Genomic DNA, 16942 nt, shown 5'->3' with positions numbered 1-16942 from the left:
GCCTTGGAACACCGATCCCGCGCTTGGAGGAGTGGTGAACATGGAGGCTGGCAGGCGGACTGCTCGTGAACGCTGGGTGGCGGAAAGCTTCTCGCATACCTCCGGCATGCTAACTTGAACACAGAGATCATCATCGGCTGGTCCGGTGGTTCTCGCTCGGCGAGCCTCGCTTCACCACCGGCTAATTTCTCTGCTCCCTTCAGGAGCGACAACATGAATGGTGGTTAGTCAGGTTGAGGATTTTCGATGGTCTGGGGGAATTGGGGAGCGCTGGCCGACAGACAGCAACTGTGTCAGCTGGCAAGTTTAAAGTTTGGATCTGCGATCAAGCGGTTGAGAACGCAGAGCAGTTTGCGCATCACCGCGGTGATGGCGACCTTGAAGGGCTTGCCCTTGATAAGCAGGCGCTGGTAAAAGGCCTTGAGGATGGTGTTGCAGCAGATGCAGCGCAGCGAGGCCATGTAGAGCACGTTGCGCACTTTTCTACGCCCGCCCTGGATGTGGCGCTGGCCACGCATCGGCCCGCTGTCGTAGGGGTGAGGGGCCAGACCGGCCAGGGAGGCGATGCGTGAGTCGTCGAGGCTGCCGAGTTCTGGCAGTTCTGCCATCAGCGTGGCGGCGGCCACTTGAGCGATGCCGTCCATCTGTTGAAGACGTGCTGCTCTCTGGCTTGCCTCGTCCTGCGCCAGCAGTGTTTTGATGAGTTTGTCGAGCGTGGCGATCTGGCTGCTGAAGGTTTTGATCAAGGCCTTGGCTTGTGCTGTGAGCTGCCTGTGGGTGAGTTGCTTGAGCTGTGTCTTCTGCATGGCACGTGCTGTGACCAGCTGCTCACGGCGACCAACCAGGCTGGAGAGCTCGAGCTCCCAGTCGGCGGGCAGAGTGTCTGCCGCAGGCTTGAGCGCCGCGCCGAAGGCGGCGAGCACGGCGGCATCGATGGCGTCTGTTTTCGCCAGCTTCATGCTGGCTTTGGCAAAGTGGCGCACGCGTGCCGGGTTGAGCTTGCTGACGGCCCTGCCTGCACGCAGCAGGGCCAGCCACAGGGCTTGTTCGTAGCCGCCGGTGGCTTCCAGCAGGATGTGGCACTCTGGTGGCAGCGCGGCGATGAGCCTGGCATGGCCGGCAGCGGTGTTTGCCAGCCGGGTGATTTTCTTTTTGGCAGGGAGGCCATGAATGTCGAGCCATTGAGCACAGACATCGATGCCGATATAGACAACGCCTCCGCTGGAGGCAGATTGGGGCTTCATGGATGGGATGAGTTTGAGTGTTCGACTGCTTCCTTGTGATGCGAGCTGCTGCTGCGGGCCAAAGCCCGTGGCAGGCTCAGTCAACTGTTCGAGTTCGAGCTTGTCCTGGCGTGCGGGCGACTGGCTGTCTGACGACCTCGAAGGGTCATGAGTGTCTCCGGTCTGCCCCGCACGCTCTCAGGCTGGCTGGCCGTCACCAGCCAGCCTGAGTTCCAAGCTTGAGTTCAAACTCAGCCCGGAATCAGGACGGCGCTACTCATACAAGGAGTGTCTGTCGTACTTCAGTTTTTGGCGGCGGGCTTGGGTTTGAGGAAGAGGACTTCGGCGCGTTCGATCCAGCCTTTGCGGAGGTCCATGCGGAACCAGCCGTCGGTGTTCTTTTTGTTGATGCGGCAGCCGCTGCGGGGGCCGAACTCGCTGAGGTCGTACTGGGCCCAGGTTTTGCCCATGTCGGGGGACCAGATGATACCACACTTGTAGGTGGAGGCCGGGGCGCAGTGGGTGGCGAGGAAGACGCCGTCCTGCACGAGCATGTTGGCGGATTCGAACATGGGATTGAAGAGGAGGGTGTGCTTGGAGGTGTCGGTGATCTCCGAGGGGGCGCAGACGAAGATGCCGCGGTCGTAGCGGTTGGCGATGGCGGGGCCGTTGGCGTCGGCGATCCAGTAGAGTTTGTCGCCGATGAAATTGAGGCCGCCGCATTTGAAGCGGGAGTTTGAGTTGACGGAGATGAGGACTTTCCAGTCCCAGGTGTCGGAGGTGGCGTTGTAGGTGCCGCGGAGCCAGTGGCATTCGTTGCCGTGGCCGCGGTCGATGTCTCCGGTGACGGCGTAGAAGGCGTTTTCGGCGGGGTTGTAGGTGACGTTGTGAACGTGGCGGGCGATGAGGGTGTTGGTGGGGTCGCCGAGAAGAGGGGCTGTGGGCGGGGCGTCTTTTTGCTGGAACTTGGGATTCTGGCCGAAGGCGTAGGCGAGCTTGACGGTGTGGCCGTTGTCGGTCGAGTAGTAGATGTTTACGGGGACGGGGCCGCCGATGACGTTGCAGTAATTGCCCCAGACGAGCATTTCTTTGCCGCCGACTTCGAAGCAGTGCTCGCCATCGAGGGAGTGGAAGTACCAGCCGGGCTGGTCGGGCTTGACGGGGGTGTGGGGGATGTAGTCGGTGCCGTCGGGCTTTTTGACGATGATCTCGCGATGAGTCTTGAGGTTGTCGGTGGAGAGAAAGAGGTGCTGGCGGGTGGCGAAGAGGATGCTGCCGTTTTTGAGGATGACGGAGAAGGTGATGTTTTCGGCGTCGGGGAAGTCGGCGGTGTGGGGCCAGGTGGTGCCGTTGTCCTCCGAGAGCATGATGCGGGTGCCTTTGAAGGCGAAGGCTTTGCTGTCCCGCTGGGTGTCGATGTAGGGGGCATCGGATGAGGGCATGCGGTAGAGGAAGTGCTCGGTCTCGCCGGTGATGGCGGGGGTGGGTTCAACTTGAGCATGCAGAGGGAGAAGCGCTGGGAGGAGGAGGGTGAGCGCGGCGGTGGTGGTGAGGAATGTGCGGCGGGTGTGCATGGTGAGTGGTGATGGAGGTGAGTGTAAGGACACTACGGGAGGCTGGTGCCCATTCTTCGTTGTGCCGTATGGTGGAGTTGTGTGAAAGCGGAGCCGGTACGCGGCGGGCCTCCGGCCCCTTTTCAACTTTTTACGTTGCCGAAAATCCAGTGCAGATAGAGCGGTCGCCCCTAACAGCAAGGCCATGAAATGCCCCTCACCCTACCTTTGACTTCGTCTATCTGCTGCGCTACGGTTCCCCAAAGAAAAAAGTGGCCATTGCCATATCATCGATGGGGAGAGGGGATTCGCTGCCAGATGCTCGGCAATGTGGGTGCTCGCGGAGTGCTGCGGACTGGAAGTCCGCGCTCCGGGGGCTCTTTTTACCTCGGGCACGAATTCAGCGGTTCATGCTCTTAACTTAGTGCTCTGCATGGTTTGCATGAGCGACGGATTTAGCCAGCACAGCAGCAGCAGGTTTACTGTGCTGATTGGTCAGGTGGAGCAGCGTGTTCCTGCTCGTCATCCTCGTCGTCGAAGACGTAGCAAACTTTTGCGTTTTCCTGGCCGCGGAGGCGGGTGTCGCCGTGGCGCATGGTGAGTTCTTGGACGCGGATTTTGCAGCGTTCAGCGAGGGCGGCACAGAGTGACTGGGAGTGGGAGATGATGATGAGCTGGGAACGGGCTGAGGCTTGCAGGACGAGCTCTGCGAGGGCGGGGAAGACGGATTCGTTGAGGCTGGTTTCGGGTTCGTTGAGGACGAGGAGGGGTGGTGGGCGGGGACTGCAGAGGACGGCGGCGAGGGAGATGAACTGGAGGGTGCCGTCTGAGAGTTCGTGACCGGCGAGGGTGCGGGGGAGATCGTGGGCCTGCCAGGCGAGGCGGAACCAGTCGCCGCACTCGACGTGGAGGGCTGATCCGGGGAAGGCATGCTGCAAGGCAGCATGAAATACCATGGATTCGTTTGATTCGCTGATGGTCTGGATGACGGAGGGGAGATTGGAGGCGTCCTCTGCAAGGACGGGGGACCAGCAGCCGCGCACGGGGCGGCGTGCGGGGGCATCCGGATCTGTGCGCATGGAGTGATAGAAGCGCCAGCGGGCGAGGCTGAGGCGGGCATCGAGCAGGAGGGGGTAGTTTTGGAGATCGCGAACGAGGGCGAGCATGGACTCCGAGGAACCGATGGGCTCGGTGAGGGTGTGCATGGTGCCTTTGGCATCGGCGAGGCGGACCTGGCAGGCGGTGCGTTTGGCCTGGAGTTTTTTGCCGTAACGGAGGGATTCCGATTTGATGTCGGGGTCGAGTTTGAAGGCGGAGCGGCTGACGGGCATGAGGCCGCATTCGAATTCGTAGGCGAAGGTATCGGAGAGGACTTCGGCGGAGAAGGTGGTGAGGCGTGAGTGCTCGGCATTGCCGGCCCAGAGGAGGCTGCGCATGCCGCCCTCTGCGGCGACGGCTTCGGAGAAGCCGCCACGGGCGAGGGCGGAGAGGAGGCTCAGGGCGCGATAGACGTTGGTCTTGCCGACGCCGTTAGCTCCGCGGATGACGGTGACACGCCCGAGGCGGAGACGGAGATCGCGCAGGGAGCGGTAGCCGGAGAGGCGGACGGAGTGGAGCATGAGGGGGACATCCAAGCGGGGGTGGGCGTGGATGTCCAGCGGGGCTGGATATTGTGATCGAAGGACTGACGGAGGGGGATCATCTGGATCCCCCCACCTGCAGCGTGTTCGCGGATGTGCGAGAGCGCTGGATGATGAGGGAGGCTCGGCTTTGCGAAGGCACGAGAATGCAGGGCGATGCGGGAGCGTAAGGGATCGGGACGATCCCTCTCCGCCAGAGCGCTGGCTGGCCGCATGGGATGCTGGCTTACATCCATAAGACCCGTTTTCAGCTGTGCGTGGTATGACTCAACATGCCAGGGTCATGGGCTCATTTCGCGGAGCGAAATGATTGCTTGGTGACGCGCTTTGGATCTATACCCAAGACGCCTTGCTTGAGGGCAGGCTCGTGTTGCTGGAGCGTTGGGAGGTGGCGGAGCCGTGGGACGTTCGTGCTGCGGGCGTCACATGCGGCAGATGAGGAGCTCGCGCTCGTAGATGAGCTCTTTGGGGAGGTGGGTCTTGAGGTCGATGAAGAGTTCTTCGTGGGAGAGGATCTCGGTGCGCCAGGCGTCGCGGTCGAAGTGCTGAAGGGCTTCGAATTTTTCCTTGGGGAAGTCGAGGCCTTTCCAGTCGATGTCGGCGTACTGGGGGACCCAGCCGATGGGGGTTTCCTTGGATTTGCTGTGGCCGTTGGCGCGATCGACGATCCATTTGAGGACGCGCATGTTTTCGCTGAAGCCGGGCCAGAGGAATTTGCCGTCTGCGTCTTTGCGGAACCAGTTCACGTGGAAGATGCGGGGGGTCTCGCTGAGGGTGCGCTGCATGGAGATCCAGTGGCGGAAGTAGTCGCCCATGTTGTAGCCGCAGAAGGGGAGCATGGCCATGGGATCGCGGCGGACTTTGCCGATGGTGCCTGCGGCGGCGGCGGTCATTTCACTGCCCATGGTGGCGCCGGTGTAAACTCCGCCGCTCCAATTGAAGGCCTGATAGACGAGGGGCATGGTGGTGGCGCGGCGGCCGCCGAAGATGATGGCGCTGATGGGGACGCCCTCGGGCTTTTCCCAATCGGGGTCAATGGTGGGGCACTGTGAGGCGGGTGCGGTGAAGCGTGAATTTGGATGGGCGGCCTTGGTGCCTTTTTCCTTGGCGATCTCGGGGGTCCAGAGATTGCCCTGCCAGTCGGTGCACTGGGCTGGAGGGGTATCGGTCATGCCTTCCCACCAGACGCCGCCATCGGGGGTGAGGGCGACGTTGGTGAAGATGGTGTTCTTGCGCAGCGAGGCCATGGCGTTGGGATTGGTCTTGTCGCTGGTGCCGGGGGCGACGCCGAAGAAGCCGGCCTCCGGATTGATGGCGTGGAGACGGCCGTCTGCGCCGGGTTTGATCCAAGCGATGTCATCTCCCACGGTCCAGATTTTCCAGCCTTTTTCGGCGAAGTGCTGGGGCGGGATGAGCATGGCGAAATTGGTCTTGCCACAGGCGCTGGGGAAGGCGGCGGCGACGTAGGTCTTTTTGCCTTTGGGGTCTTCGACGCCGAGGATGAGCATGTGCTCGGCCATCCAGCCTTCATCGCGGGCCATGGCGGAGGCGATGCGGAGGGCGAAGCATTTTTTGCCGAGGAGGGCATTGCCGCCGTAGCCGGAGCCGTAGCTCCAGATCTCACGGGATTCGGGGAAGTGGACGATGTACTTCTCCTTGTTGCAGGGCCAGGGGACGTCCTTCTGGCCTTTCTTGAGGGGCATGCCGACGGTGTGCATGCAGGGGACGACGCGCTTCTTTGAGGTGTCGATTTTCTCGAAGACCTTTTTGCCGATGCGGGCCATGATGCGCATGTTGACCACGACGTAGGGGGAGTCGGTGAGCTGGACGCCGATCTGCGACATGGGGGAGTCGATGGGGCCCATGCTGTAGGCGAGGACGTACATGGTGCGGCCACGCATGCAGCCATTGAAGAGCTTGCGGAGCTTTTCCTTCATTTCGAAGGGGTTCATCCAGTTGTTGGTGGGGCCGGCGCCGTCTTTGGAATTGCTGCAGATGAAGGTGCGCTCCTCGACGCGGGCGACATCGCTGGGGTCTGACTTGGCGTAGAAGCAGCCGGGCCACTTCTTCTGATTGAGGCGGGTGAAGGTTCCGGCATCGACCATTTCATTGCAGAGGCGGTCGTATTCGGCCTTGGAGCCATCGACCCAGTAAATGCGGTCGGGTTTGCAGAGGGCGGCCATCTTTCCGACCCAGCGCTGAAGATGAATGTTTTTGCTGAGGGGTTTGGAGGAGGGAATCGGGCTCATGGGAATGGGTTTTGTGGACAGCGACAAGATGCCGAAAGCATGCCAAGTGTCACGGTGCTTCATGCCGCCAATCTTGGCGAAGCCAACGCGTCGCTGAGCCGAGGAGGAGGAGGCGCCCCAAAATGTCTTCTTTATATGCCAAGCCGAGGCAGGCAGAATGTGGCAGGCCCGGGAGGGGCGGGCGGCCGATCAATCCGCAGCGTGGGGTATGGCATCCCCTGCCGACCAAAACACCCCCCGCGGGATGAAGTGCTGGAGACCGGGTGTGTTTTCCGGATGAGGGCTGGAGATGAAAACGCGGCCTTTGCCGTAGGTGGCGGTGACCTGAGCTGGCGAGCCGACCTGAACGCCGACGGGAGAGCCGTATTCGGCGATTTCGGTTTTGAAGACAGTCAGTACGGAATAGGGGGGAATGTCTGTGCGAGCCGCGGGCTTGAGAATGGGGCCGTTGTGGTAACGGACTTTGAAGGCTGAGGACACATCGCCGAGCCATGCCCGCCCGGCCTGCGTGGGCTCGCAATCGAGCATGGCCTGGCCACGGCGCCATTTGTTGGAAACCGTGCCTGCGTTCAGAATGCCGAGGCCCCAGCTAAAATTTGAGCAGGCCAGATAGGCCCCGCCGCAGATGCCGACGTAACCGCCGCCGTTTTTCACAAAGTCGCGCACGTTTTTCAATCCTGCCGCGCCGATGCCTTTTGACTGGCCGGAGCCGGAGCCGCCGGGAAACACCAGCACGTCAAAGGAACTGAGATCCAGTGAAGCCACCTGCCGGGCGCCGAGAACCACGACTGTGGCCTGAGGATAGGGCCTGAGCACGCTGGTGACGTTTTCGACCGAGCTCTGGGGGGAGCCGGGGCCCTGGTAGATGCCGACGGTGATCTTGCGTGTGCTGGCCGGCGGAGGGATGATTGTTTTCATCCCATTCACATCCGATGGAATGACAAAGGGGGCGGGGGCCGGTTTCTTCACGTCCTGAGCCGTGACCGGAGAGAGCCCGCCGACCAGCAGAAGCAAGGGCAGGAGCGGATGGAATGTGGCCATGGCGGGAGGGGATTTACTTCAGCGCTGCCTCAATTGACTTCGCGACCTGCTGGCCCATGAGCTCGTAGCCTTTGGCGTTGAAGTGGACGTCCTGGGGATTGGCGATGCCAGCGAGCTGAGGAGCGAGGAAGGCGTGGAGGTCGTCGATGGCGATGCCGTGCTTTTTCATGACGCGGAGGGCGATCTCGTTTTTCTCGGCGATCTGGGTGACGAGTTCGGGGCCGTCCTTGGTGTCTGGCGGGACGGGTGTGGTGGTGGCGAAGATGATCTTGGCGCCGGTCTTCTGCATGCGGGCGACGAGGGTTTCGAGACGCTGCTCGTAGTCTGCTGCGGGCGTTTTGCGATCGTGGATGCCGAAGTTGAAGTGGATGACGTCCCATTTGCCGTCGCCGAGCCAGATGTCGATTTTCTTCACGCCATTGGCGGTGGGGCCGCAGTTTTCGGGAGCGCGATGCACGTTGGCCTTGCCGGCCATGGCCTTGCGCACGTCCAGAGTGTAGCCACGGGAGATGGAGTCGCCGATGAGGAGAACGCGGGGGAGCTTGGGGTCATCCTGCACGAAGTCCCAGGCGTTTGAGCGTCCGGCGATCTTGTCTTTTTTGTGCAGCGGGAGATAGAAGCCGTTGCCGAGGTTTTGTTCGAGGACGGTTTCCCAGGCCTGCTGATCGGGCGGGAGGGTGGCTTTGAGGGCCTGGTATTTTTCATCGACGGCCTTGTCTTCGGCGGCTTTTTTGGCGGCGGCCTCGGCGGCGTTGGTGGGCTCGTTCTGGGATTTGACCTGGGCGTGGGAGAGAGTGGCGAAGGCGAGGAAGAGGAGGGTGAGTCGCATGCTCATTTCTTTGGCAGGGTTTCAGCGATCACGGAAGCGACTTTTTCGGCGAGGTAGTGATAACCTTCGGGCGAGTAATGGACGTTGGCGGGGAGCTGAACGTCTTTGAGCTTGGCGGCGGCGTGGGCGCAGAGGTCGTCGGTGGGGATGCCTGCGGCGGTCATGACGCGGGCGGCGGCTTCGTTGTATTTCTTTTCATCGCCTTCGATGCGGCCATCGGAACCGGCGGGGACGGGGGTGGTGTTGCACCAGATGAGCTTTGCGCCGGTGGCCTGCATGGTTTTGACGAGTTCGGCGAGGTTTTTTTCATAGTCTGCGAGCGGGACCTGGAGGTGGGAGCCGGGGGCTTTGGGGTCGGCGCGCTTGGAGGGATCTTCGGCGATGTATTTGAGATCGTGGAGGCCCCAGTTGAAATGAATGACGTCCCATTTGGAGTCGCCGAGCCAGGCCTTGATGTTTTTGAGGCCGTTGGTGGTGGGACCGCCGTTGGTGGGGATGCGGTGGACGTTGGCCTTGCCCTTGAGCATTTCGCGAACGTCGAGGGTGTAGCCCATGGAGATGGAGTCGCCGATGAGGAGCACGCGGGGGAGGCCGGCGACGTCTTCGACTTTGGCGAGCGAGGGGTGGGGTTTGCGTTCGCGCTTGGGCGCCTGTTTGGGGGCGTCTGCGGCGACGACGGCGGAGGATACCAGCAGGGCAACTAGGATGAAGGACTTCATGGGTGGACTAGAAACGCGGACGAGGGGTGCACATTTCGTGGAAACAGAATCTTGACCTTGTGAGGGGCCTCTGGCTAGCCTCGCGGGCATGGTGAAATCCTACCGGAGGCTGCGATGCCGCCACCTGCTGCTGGCGGGTGTGTGGCTGACATTGATGCTTAGAGGGCAACCAGCCACGCCGCCGCAAAGCCCTGCCCAAGCGTGGCAGACTAAGCTGGCGGACCCGGCGTTCCGGGCGCGGGCGGAGAAGCCGGACGGAGCGGGCTATGCGCTGCGAGAGCTGGCGGGAAGCCCCTCCGAGCAGAGCGGGCTGTATGAATGGCTGCAGGAGAATGTGAAGACGGCGAAGGGGCATCAGATTGAGCATCTGATCCGCGCCTATCTGGCGCGCACGCTGGAGCGTCCTGCGGAGGAAATCAGCGCGGCGGATGATCTGCTGCTGCAGGCGGCACCGGATCTGCCGCAGGGCTGGTTTGGCCGGGCGGAGCAGTATGAGGCGTCCTCAAAGAAGGAAGCTGCCGGATGGGCGGCAGAGGCGGCGGCGCAAGGGATGCGCCGGGTGAACCTGGCGACGGCCAACTGGCAGGAGCAACTGAACGGCTACCGTGGTGTGGACTGGCTGGCGCATGCGGTGAAGACGGATCATCTCACAGAATGGGTGAAGGCGGTGGCGAGCGCTGTGGAGAATGCGCCGCAGGGTGCCGCGCGCGCGGATGCGTGCAGTCTGGTGCTGGCGCTGCTGCGACATGATGCGATGAAGAAGGAGCCGCTGCTGAGCCAGACTCTGCTGGAGGCGGTGCAGGCGGCACAGCCGCAGATGGTGCTGGGGGATCCGTCCAATTTCCTGGTGGTGATGCGTGACCTGCAGGCGGCAGGGCAGGCTGCGCTGGCCCAGCGGGTGGCGAGGCTGCTGGTCTTTGCGCCGATGAAGCAGGGGGAAATGCCGGGAGGGATGAACGAACTGCTGGGGATGTGGGAAAGCACGACGCCCCCCCACCAGCCAGCGACGCAGGCATGGCAGGTTTTGCAGGCTGCGGCGGAGGGTGATCCCTCGTTTGCGGACGCGTGCCTGGAGGCCGCGAGGGAGCAGCCATGGAATGAAAACCTCGTGACGCATGCACTGCTGGCGCAGGCGCTGAGAGGCGGCGTGAACGCGGAACAACTGGAGCTGGCGGCCAAGCTGGACGAGGAAAGCCGGGCGCGTGTGGCGCTAAGGCTTGCGGCGTTTGCGCCGGAGGGGACACATTCGCAAGCGGACACCGTGCCGTGGGTGGAAGAGCTGGCGCTGCGGCTGGCCGCCCGGATGCAGGCCGGACAGGCGGAGCGGGCTGCGTTTGAAAGCCTGCTGAACTGCCTGGAGCGACTGGAGAGCGGTGATGAAAAAGAGCGCTGTACGCGGGTGCTGGATGCGGTGGGAACGGCCACTCCGAGAATCAATGACCTGGATCACTGGGAGCGATTTGCGCAGATCATCCTGAGGCAAAAGAGCGCGGTGCGCACGCAGGCGCTGGCGGCGGCCTGGGGGGCTGCGCTGGACCAGTCTGCCGAACAGAAGGAGCACCTGCTGCCACTGGCCCGGACAGCAACCCGAGCCGGAAGAGAGGGGGGCGGTGACTTTGCGGTGATGGCGCTGGCGCTGTGGGAAAAGCACCACGCGGAAATGACCACGACCACGCTGCCGCCACCCGGCACGGCGAGCCGTGTGGGGGAGGCGCTGGCGCTGTGCGATGATGCGGAGGGCTTCAAACGTTTCGTCAGCAGCCTGGAGAACCTGCCCAAGCACCGAGTCACGGCACAGTACACGCAGATGACGAAGGAACTCTGCGCGCTGCGAGAACTGATCGAGGGAGAGGGCGACCGCGTGCCTGCGGTGGACGCATGGGTGAGCCAGGGGGGAGAGGGCAAGGAAGGAGCCACGCTGCAATGGCAGCTGGTGCTGCCGGAGCTGGGCCCGTCGAGCGAGCGGCCGATGGTGCTGACCACGGGCGACCGCGACGGGCGTACAGCGGCGGACCGGCTGGAAGATGCGCGGTGGTGGCGAGCGGGCCGCAGCCTGCCAGCGCTGGCGAGGCTGGAGGGGAAATTTTCCCTGGAGGTGCTGGCGGGGGATGACCCGCAGAGGCTGCGGAGCCTGGCCACGATCCCGGGGGCTGCAGCACGTGGCGGGCAGGCACTGAAAAACCTGCCGCAGTCGGGCTGCCTGAAGATCGTGCTGCGCGCGCAGGCCGACGGCATGACCCATGCGGGCGAGCCGCGTGCCTTCTCCACGCATGCCAGTGTGTTTGCCACTGCGCGAGAGCCTGAGGCTGAAACAGAGAATGCGGCGGCGGTGTGGAAAGAGGCCGCCACGCCGCAGCCTGCGAGCTGGCAGGCGGAGGATGTGCTGCGGTGGGGAAAGCTGATCGCGGAGCCCGTACGCATCGAAGAAGGGGCCGAGTACCTGCTCACGACATGGCCTGCGAACGAGGGCTGCACGGTGCGAATGATCCTGCTGGATGCGGAGCAGCGGCCGCTGGGCCCGGTGCCGGTGGCGAGCAATGGCTGGCAGGCTGGGAGGCTCTCGGTGACCCACACACCTGCCAACCGCAGCTCACGCTACCGGACGCAGCGATTCCGCCCGGGTGACTGGGCGGGCGATGGAGACCTGGTGTTTCCTGCGGCGGGAAGAGCGGGGGAACAGCCTGCGCGCTTCATGGCCTTTGTGACCCGTGATGCAGCGGTAAAGCGAGTGCCTGCGCTGCAACTGCGGCCGTACCGAACTGCAGCGGCGGGTGAGAGAGCCGAGGGGAGTTTTCTTTCCCATGTGCCCGAGCTGCCGGAGCTGAACGATGAGCACGTCGGCGACCTGGGCTTTTCGCTGCGGTCATGGCATGTCACATTTGCCTGCGACCGGGGCATCCTCACCGGCAAGGGTGCGCTGGCGGGATTCAACGTGACGCAGATCCCATGGAAGCCGCTGGTGAGGGCGGAGTCTGAGCTGCTGGAAGGCAACGAATGGCCGATGTGCTTCACGCCGGAGCACAGCCTGGTGATCGAACCTTCGTGGAACAACAGCCGCACACTGGGACTGAGGTTTGTGCCGTTCGATGCGCGCGGAGAGCGGTATGCTGGGTGCCGCCGCATTGAGCTGCCGCTGCCAAGCTACAACCGAGGGGAGATCAGCGAGTGGAATGACGGAGCGGTGCTGATGGTGTCTTCACAGGACCGGGAGAACCCCGAGCCAGCGTGTGCGTGGGTGGAGCCTGACGGGCAGTGCCACGTGGTGAAGCTGCCGCGACCGCCGATCACGAACAAGCCCGGCATGGAAGTGGCGTGGTGGGGGCCGGGAGGGACGCTTTTCACGCTGCATGAGGACGGGATGCTGTTTCACATGGAGCACCGCAACGGACTGCACCTGCTGAGCACGGAGCCGGGGTCTCCCGACGACATACCCGAGGGGGCCACGCCGGGGCGCTCAAAACGCAAACGGGAGTGGAGGCTGGAACGCCCCGATGTGCTGATCCGAGTGGACAAGAAGACCAACTTCATCACCCACCGCTACCGACTGCCAAAACCCTGTGAAGGGCTGCCGATGGCCTTCAACAGCCGTGGCTATGTGATCCTTTTCACGACGGAGCATGAAATCATCCGGGTGAACCCGCCGTGGAAGACCCTCCAAAATGATTGAGCAAAAACGTGCTGGCATCCCAGAGCTGCCGCGCTTTTGATAGCCGGCACCACCTACCAACCACGACCATGCGCACCCTGCTTGCCCTCCTAGCCCTTGCCACATTCACGACCGCCGCCGAACCGGTGTACCTGACGCTTGCCGATTTCACGGATGCGAAGGGCGAGGCGCCTTCCGGGGGCTGGACCACCGAGGGTGACAACACGATCCATCTGAGCGGCAAGGGCGGCGGTGCGCTGATCTCCAAAAACGAGTACTCGAACTTTGAGCTGGAGTGGGAATGGAAAGTGAACGCGAAGGGGAACAACGGGATCAAGTACTGGGTGACCCAGATCGGGGGCAAGGAATGGCTGGGGATTGAGTACCAGATGATCGACGACAGCGGACATCCAGACGGGCTGAAGGGCGGCTCGCACACGACGGCTTCGATTTATGACATCAAGCAGCCGGTGGAAGGCAAGGCACTGAAGCCTGCGGGCGAGTGGAACACGAGCAAGATCGTGGTGCAGGACGGAAAGATCCAGCACTGGCTGAACGGTGCGCTGGCCTGCGAGGCGGACACGACGACGCCGGAGTGGAAGGAGCGGATCGCGAAGAGCAAGTTTAAGAACAAGGAAGGTTTTGCGCCGGGCAAGGGCAAGATCATGCTGACGGAGCACGGGGATGAGACGTGGTTCCGGAACATCAAGCTGACGGCGAAGTAGGCCTGGATGACTAGATGCTGGTCACTGGATGGCGAGACCTGAACCGTACATGGAATGTGAGGGCTGCTTTGCGCTGGGGTGGCGTGAATGCGGAGGAGCGCTCCATGCTGGCGAAGAGTGCATGTCTCCCCCTCACCCCAGCCCTTTGACTCACTGCTTTCGCCCTTCGGGCCGCCTACGGCGGTCTATCTCCGCTACGCTGCGATTCCCCGAAGAAAAAATCTGCTGCCTTCGTCTGTCAGGGGGGAGAGGGAGAACCGCTTTTGGCTGCCTTGAATTTTTCGGACGCAAAATTATCCATCACACTTTAGAGCCAAGGTTGTTCGGAGGCACGGTGAGATTGCGGCGCGCTGGTGGACGGGCGGGCTGTCGCCACACCCATCCTACGATCTGAGCATCTGGAGCGGACTTGGAATGGCTGTAACGAAGCTAACAATGCGCCTCTTTTAACCAGGCTTATTCAAGGGCGATTCGACTGGTTCTCGAAAATCCTGTCACATTGCCCGGCGGCGGAGCGGATCAATTGGACATTCTTTTCGAGAGCCAGTCTAGGTTTCTTCGGCGCGGCCGATTTCCCAGGCTTGGTCGTTGTCGGTGGGTAATTCGGCGATGTCTCTTTCGAACAACTGGGTGAGCTCGACGCGGCGCTCACGGACGATGCTGGCGTAGGCGTCTTCGTCTTCATGCACGGGTATGAGGAGGTGGAAGGTCTCGTCATCGTAACGGCGCCAGCGGCGGGCAGCACGCTCGGTGGCGTAGGCGGGCTGGCCCAGAGCACGCAGGGCGCGGACGGCGAGCTCCTGGGCGCTGCCCATCTGCTCGTGAACGGTGTCTTCGGCGGCCAGGCCGAGATTGATGAGTTCAACGCGGTGATCGTAATCGTGGGCGCGAGCGAGGATGCGGAGCTTTGGGAATCTTTCGCGGACATCTGCGATGAGCTGCGCGACTTTGGCCTGGTCTGCGAGGGCGATGATGAGCATGCAGGCCTGCTCAATGCCGGCGGCGTGAAGGAGATCGAGGCGGGTGGCGTCGCCGTAGAAGACTTTGAAGCCGAATTTACGCAGCATGTCCACATGATCGGGGTCGCTTTCCAGCACGGTGACTTTGACGCCCTGGGACATCATGACGCGGCCGACGAAATTGCCGAAGCGACCGAAGCCAGCGAGGATGACGGGGGCGTGCTCGTCAATGCGATCGGGTGCGCGCTGCTCTTTGATGACGGCGGTGTAGCGAGGGGCGATCAGGCGCTCGTAAATGATGAAGAGGAGCGGCGCCACGGCCATGGAGAGGGCGACGACGGCCACGAGGAGCTTGGAAGTTTCTGGATCTAGGATTTCCTGCTGGATGGCCATGGAGAGGAGCGCAAAGGCGAACTCACCGCCTTGTGCGAGGGCGAGCGAGAGAAGCCAGCGGTGGCTGCCGCGAATCTTGAGCAGGGTGGCAATGACAAACATGACCGCGGCTTTCAGAGCGATCAATGCAACCACCAGCGAGGCGACAAGCACAGGCTTTCCGGCGATGACGCTGAAGTCGAGCGAGGCCCCGACGGCGAGAAAGAACAGGCCGAGCAGGAGTCCTTTGAAGGGCTCAAGGTTGCTCTCCAGCTCATGGCGATAATGACTGCCAGCGAGGACGACACCCGCGACAAAGGCACCGAGCGCGGGTGAGAGGCCGACCTGGGTCATGAGCAGGGCGACACCGACGATGAGGAGGAGCGCTGCAGCGGTGAGGAGCTCACGCAGGCCGGTCTTTGCCAAAATGTTAAAGCCGCGAGGCACGATGAAACGGCCGCCGATGACAATGACCGCCACGGCCCCCAGAGTGATGAGAGGCTGGGCCCAGTGGGGAAGCTCCTGCAACCAGCCATGGTGCTCCACCTTGGCCACGCTGGCGGCGAGCAAGGGAAACACGGCGAGCATGGGGATGACGGAGATGTCCTGGAAGAGGAGGACGGCGAAGGAGTCAGCGCCGCCATCGGTGCGCATGAGGGCTTTTTCCTGCAGGGTCTGAATGACGATGGCGGTGGAGGAGAGGGCCAGAATCATGCCGGTGGCGATGGCAGGCTTTGTCCCCAGGCCGCAGGCGAGCGCGACGCCCATGACAGCCAATGCGGTGAACACCACCTGCATGCCACCGAGGCCGAAAATGGGACCGCGCATGCGCCAAAGCCGCGCGGGCTCCAGTTCAAGGCCGATCATGAAGAGCATGATGACGACGCCGAATTCTGCGAAGTGCATGGCTTCCTCCCCCTGCGCCCCCCCGACCCAACCGAGAACGAAGGGGCCGATCAAAGCGCCACCGATGAGGTAGCCAAGCACGCTGCCGAGACCGAGGCGATGCGCGATGGGCACCAGGAGCACGGCGGCACCCAGGTAGATGAAAGCGGAGATGAAAAAATGGGAGGCGTGCATGAGCTATGCGGGAATGAGGTCGTTGATTTTTTCCGCCGAGGCCGCCAGCTCCAGCGGCAGTGTTTCATCCCGCAGGGCTGCGAGGAGGCGTGCGTAGCGCTGTGCCAGGGGCTGGATGCCTGCGGCGTCCGCCAGGTTATTGGCGCTGTAAACGATGTGCGGGGCCAGGTAGCGCATGCCACAGAGGAAGGCGGTCTGATCAAAGGGCGCGAGAAGCTGGCGAATGGTGAAGCGGTTGCGCCCCTGCGAGCAGTAGACTTCTTCGGAACCGCCGGCGCTGATGGCCTGCAGCATGATCTTGCCCTGAAGGGCGGTGCCCCCTTCCCCGTAGGCCCAGCCGTAGGTGAGGACGAGATCGAGATATTCCTTCACGAGAGAGGGGGCGCTGTACCAGTAGAAGGGGTGCTGGAGGACGATGACGTCGTGCTCTTTGAGCAGCTTTTGCTCTTCTTCGACATCGATGAGGAAATCGGGATAGAGCTCGTAGAGATCGCGAAAGGTCACGCCTTTCACCTCACGCGCAGCGGCTGCCAGCCTGCGATTGATGCGGGATTTGTGAGGGGCAGGATGGGCGTAGAGAACGAGAACCGAAGCCATGATGTGTGTGCGGCAGCATGGCCGCTGAGAATGGCGCGGCAATTGATTTTGGCACTTTACAGGGCTGGTATCGCCACGTGATGAGAGCGCCCGAGGAGAAGAGGGCGGGAAGGCGGGGGAGGCCAAACCTGTTTTGAATGACGCGTGAGCTTGAGCTGCTGGCGGGAGCGCTGATCGACGGGCAGCAACTGTGTTACGACGCAAGTGTGAAGTTGGGTTGGGTGAGGAGTTTGTTGAGCACGCAGAGGATTTTGCGCATGAGAGCTGTGATGGCGACCTTCGCAGGTTTGCCGCGTTGACGTAGACGTT

At 62.5% G+C, this 16942-nt stretch carries 11 protein-coding genes; 2 read left to right on the top strand and 9 right to left on the bottom strand.

Annotation, left to right across the window (positions count from 1 at the left end; all coding sequences use genetic code 11):
* Positions 1-293 precede the first annotated feature (293 nt).
* The 7 genes from ACFQDI_RS05280 to ACFQDI_RS05250 form a co-directional block, all read right to left on the bottom strand.
* On the bottom strand, positions 294-1244 hold the full coding sequence (locus tag ACFQDI_RS05280) for an IS110 family RNA-guided transposase (RefSeq protein ID WP_377164168.1): 951 nt from the start codon (positions 1242-1244) through the stop codon (positions 294-296).
* 281 nt (positions 1245-1525) lie between these two features.
* Entirely contained in the window at positions 1526-2797 is a 1272-nt protein-coding gene (locus tag ACFQDI_RS05275) for a hypothetical protein (RefSeq protein WP_377164166.1), read from the bottom strand.
* Between the two features lie 458 nt (positions 2798-3255).
* Entirely contained in the window at positions 3256-4395 is a 1140-nt protein-coding gene (locus ACFQDI_RS05270; RefSeq protein ID WP_377164164.1) for an AAA family ATPase, read from the bottom strand.
* Positions 4396-4838: 443 nt separating this feature from the next.
* Positions 4839-6665 (bottom strand): phosphoenolpyruvate carboxykinase (GTP), encoded by a 1827-nt coding sequence (locus tag ACFQDI_RS05265; protein ID WP_377164162.1) that lies wholly within the window; start codon positions 6663-6665, stop codon positions 4839-4841.
* Between the two features lie 189 nt (positions 6666-6854).
* Positions 6855-7706, bottom strand: a complete 852-nt coding sequence (locus ACFQDI_RS05260; RefSeq protein ID WP_377164160.1) for a BPL-N domain-containing protein — start codon at positions 7704-7706, stop codon at positions 6855-6857.
* A 13-nt stretch (positions 7707-7719) separates the two neighbouring features.
* Complete coding sequence (locus ACFQDI_RS05255; protein WP_377164158.1) at positions 7720-8535, bottom strand: SGNH/GDSL hydrolase family protein; 816 nt, start codon at positions 8533-8535, stop codon at positions 7720-7722.
* A 2-nt stretch (positions 8536-8537) separates the two neighbouring features.
* A complete protein-coding gene (locus ACFQDI_RS05250) occupies positions 8538-9254 on the bottom strand; it encodes an SGNH/GDSL hydrolase family protein (RefSeq protein WP_377164156.1) in 717 nt (238 codons plus the stop codon).
* Between the two features lie 88 nt (positions 9255-9342).
* On the opposite strand from ACFQDI_RS05250, the gene ACFQDI_RS05245 reads away from it, so the two are divergent.
* Both ACFQDI_RS05245 and ACFQDI_RS05240 read left to right on the top strand, forming a co-directional pair.
* Positions 9343-12921: a hypothetical protein gene (locus tag ACFQDI_RS05245; RefSeq protein ID WP_377164154.1), complete on the top strand. Its 3579-nt coding sequence runs from the start codon at positions 9343-9345 to the stop codon at positions 12919-12921.
* 68 nt (positions 12922-12989) lie between these two features.
* On the top strand, positions 12990-13625 hold the full coding sequence (locus tag ACFQDI_RS05240; protein ID WP_377164152.1) for a 3-keto-disaccharide hydrolase: 636 nt from the start codon (positions 12990-12992) through the stop codon (positions 13623-13625).
* 548 nt (positions 13626-14173) lie between these two features.
* Here ACFQDI_RS05240 and ACFQDI_RS05235 read toward each other — a convergent pair.
* Positions 14174-16036 (bottom strand): monovalent cation:proton antiporter-2 (CPA2) family protein, encoded by a 1863-nt coding sequence (locus ACFQDI_RS05235; RefSeq protein ID WP_377164150.1) that lies wholly within the window; start codon positions 16034-16036, stop codon positions 14174-14176.
* A gap of 3 nt (positions 16037-16039) precedes the next feature.
* Entirely contained in the window at positions 16040-16633 is a 594-nt protein-coding gene (gene kefF / locus ACFQDI_RS05230) for a glutathione-regulated potassium-efflux system oxidoreductase KefF (protein ID WP_377164148.1), read from the bottom strand.
* Positions 16634-16942 lie beyond the last annotated feature (309 nt).

Origin of the sequence: Prosthecobacter fluviatilis, assembly GCF_042655725.1 — a bacterium.
Classification (GTDB): Bacteria; Verrucomicrobiota; Verrucomicrobiia; order Verrucomicrobiales; family Verrucomicrobiaceae; genus Prosthecobacter; species Prosthecobacter fluviatilis.
This window is presented reverse-complemented; position numbering and strand designations above follow the sequence as displayed.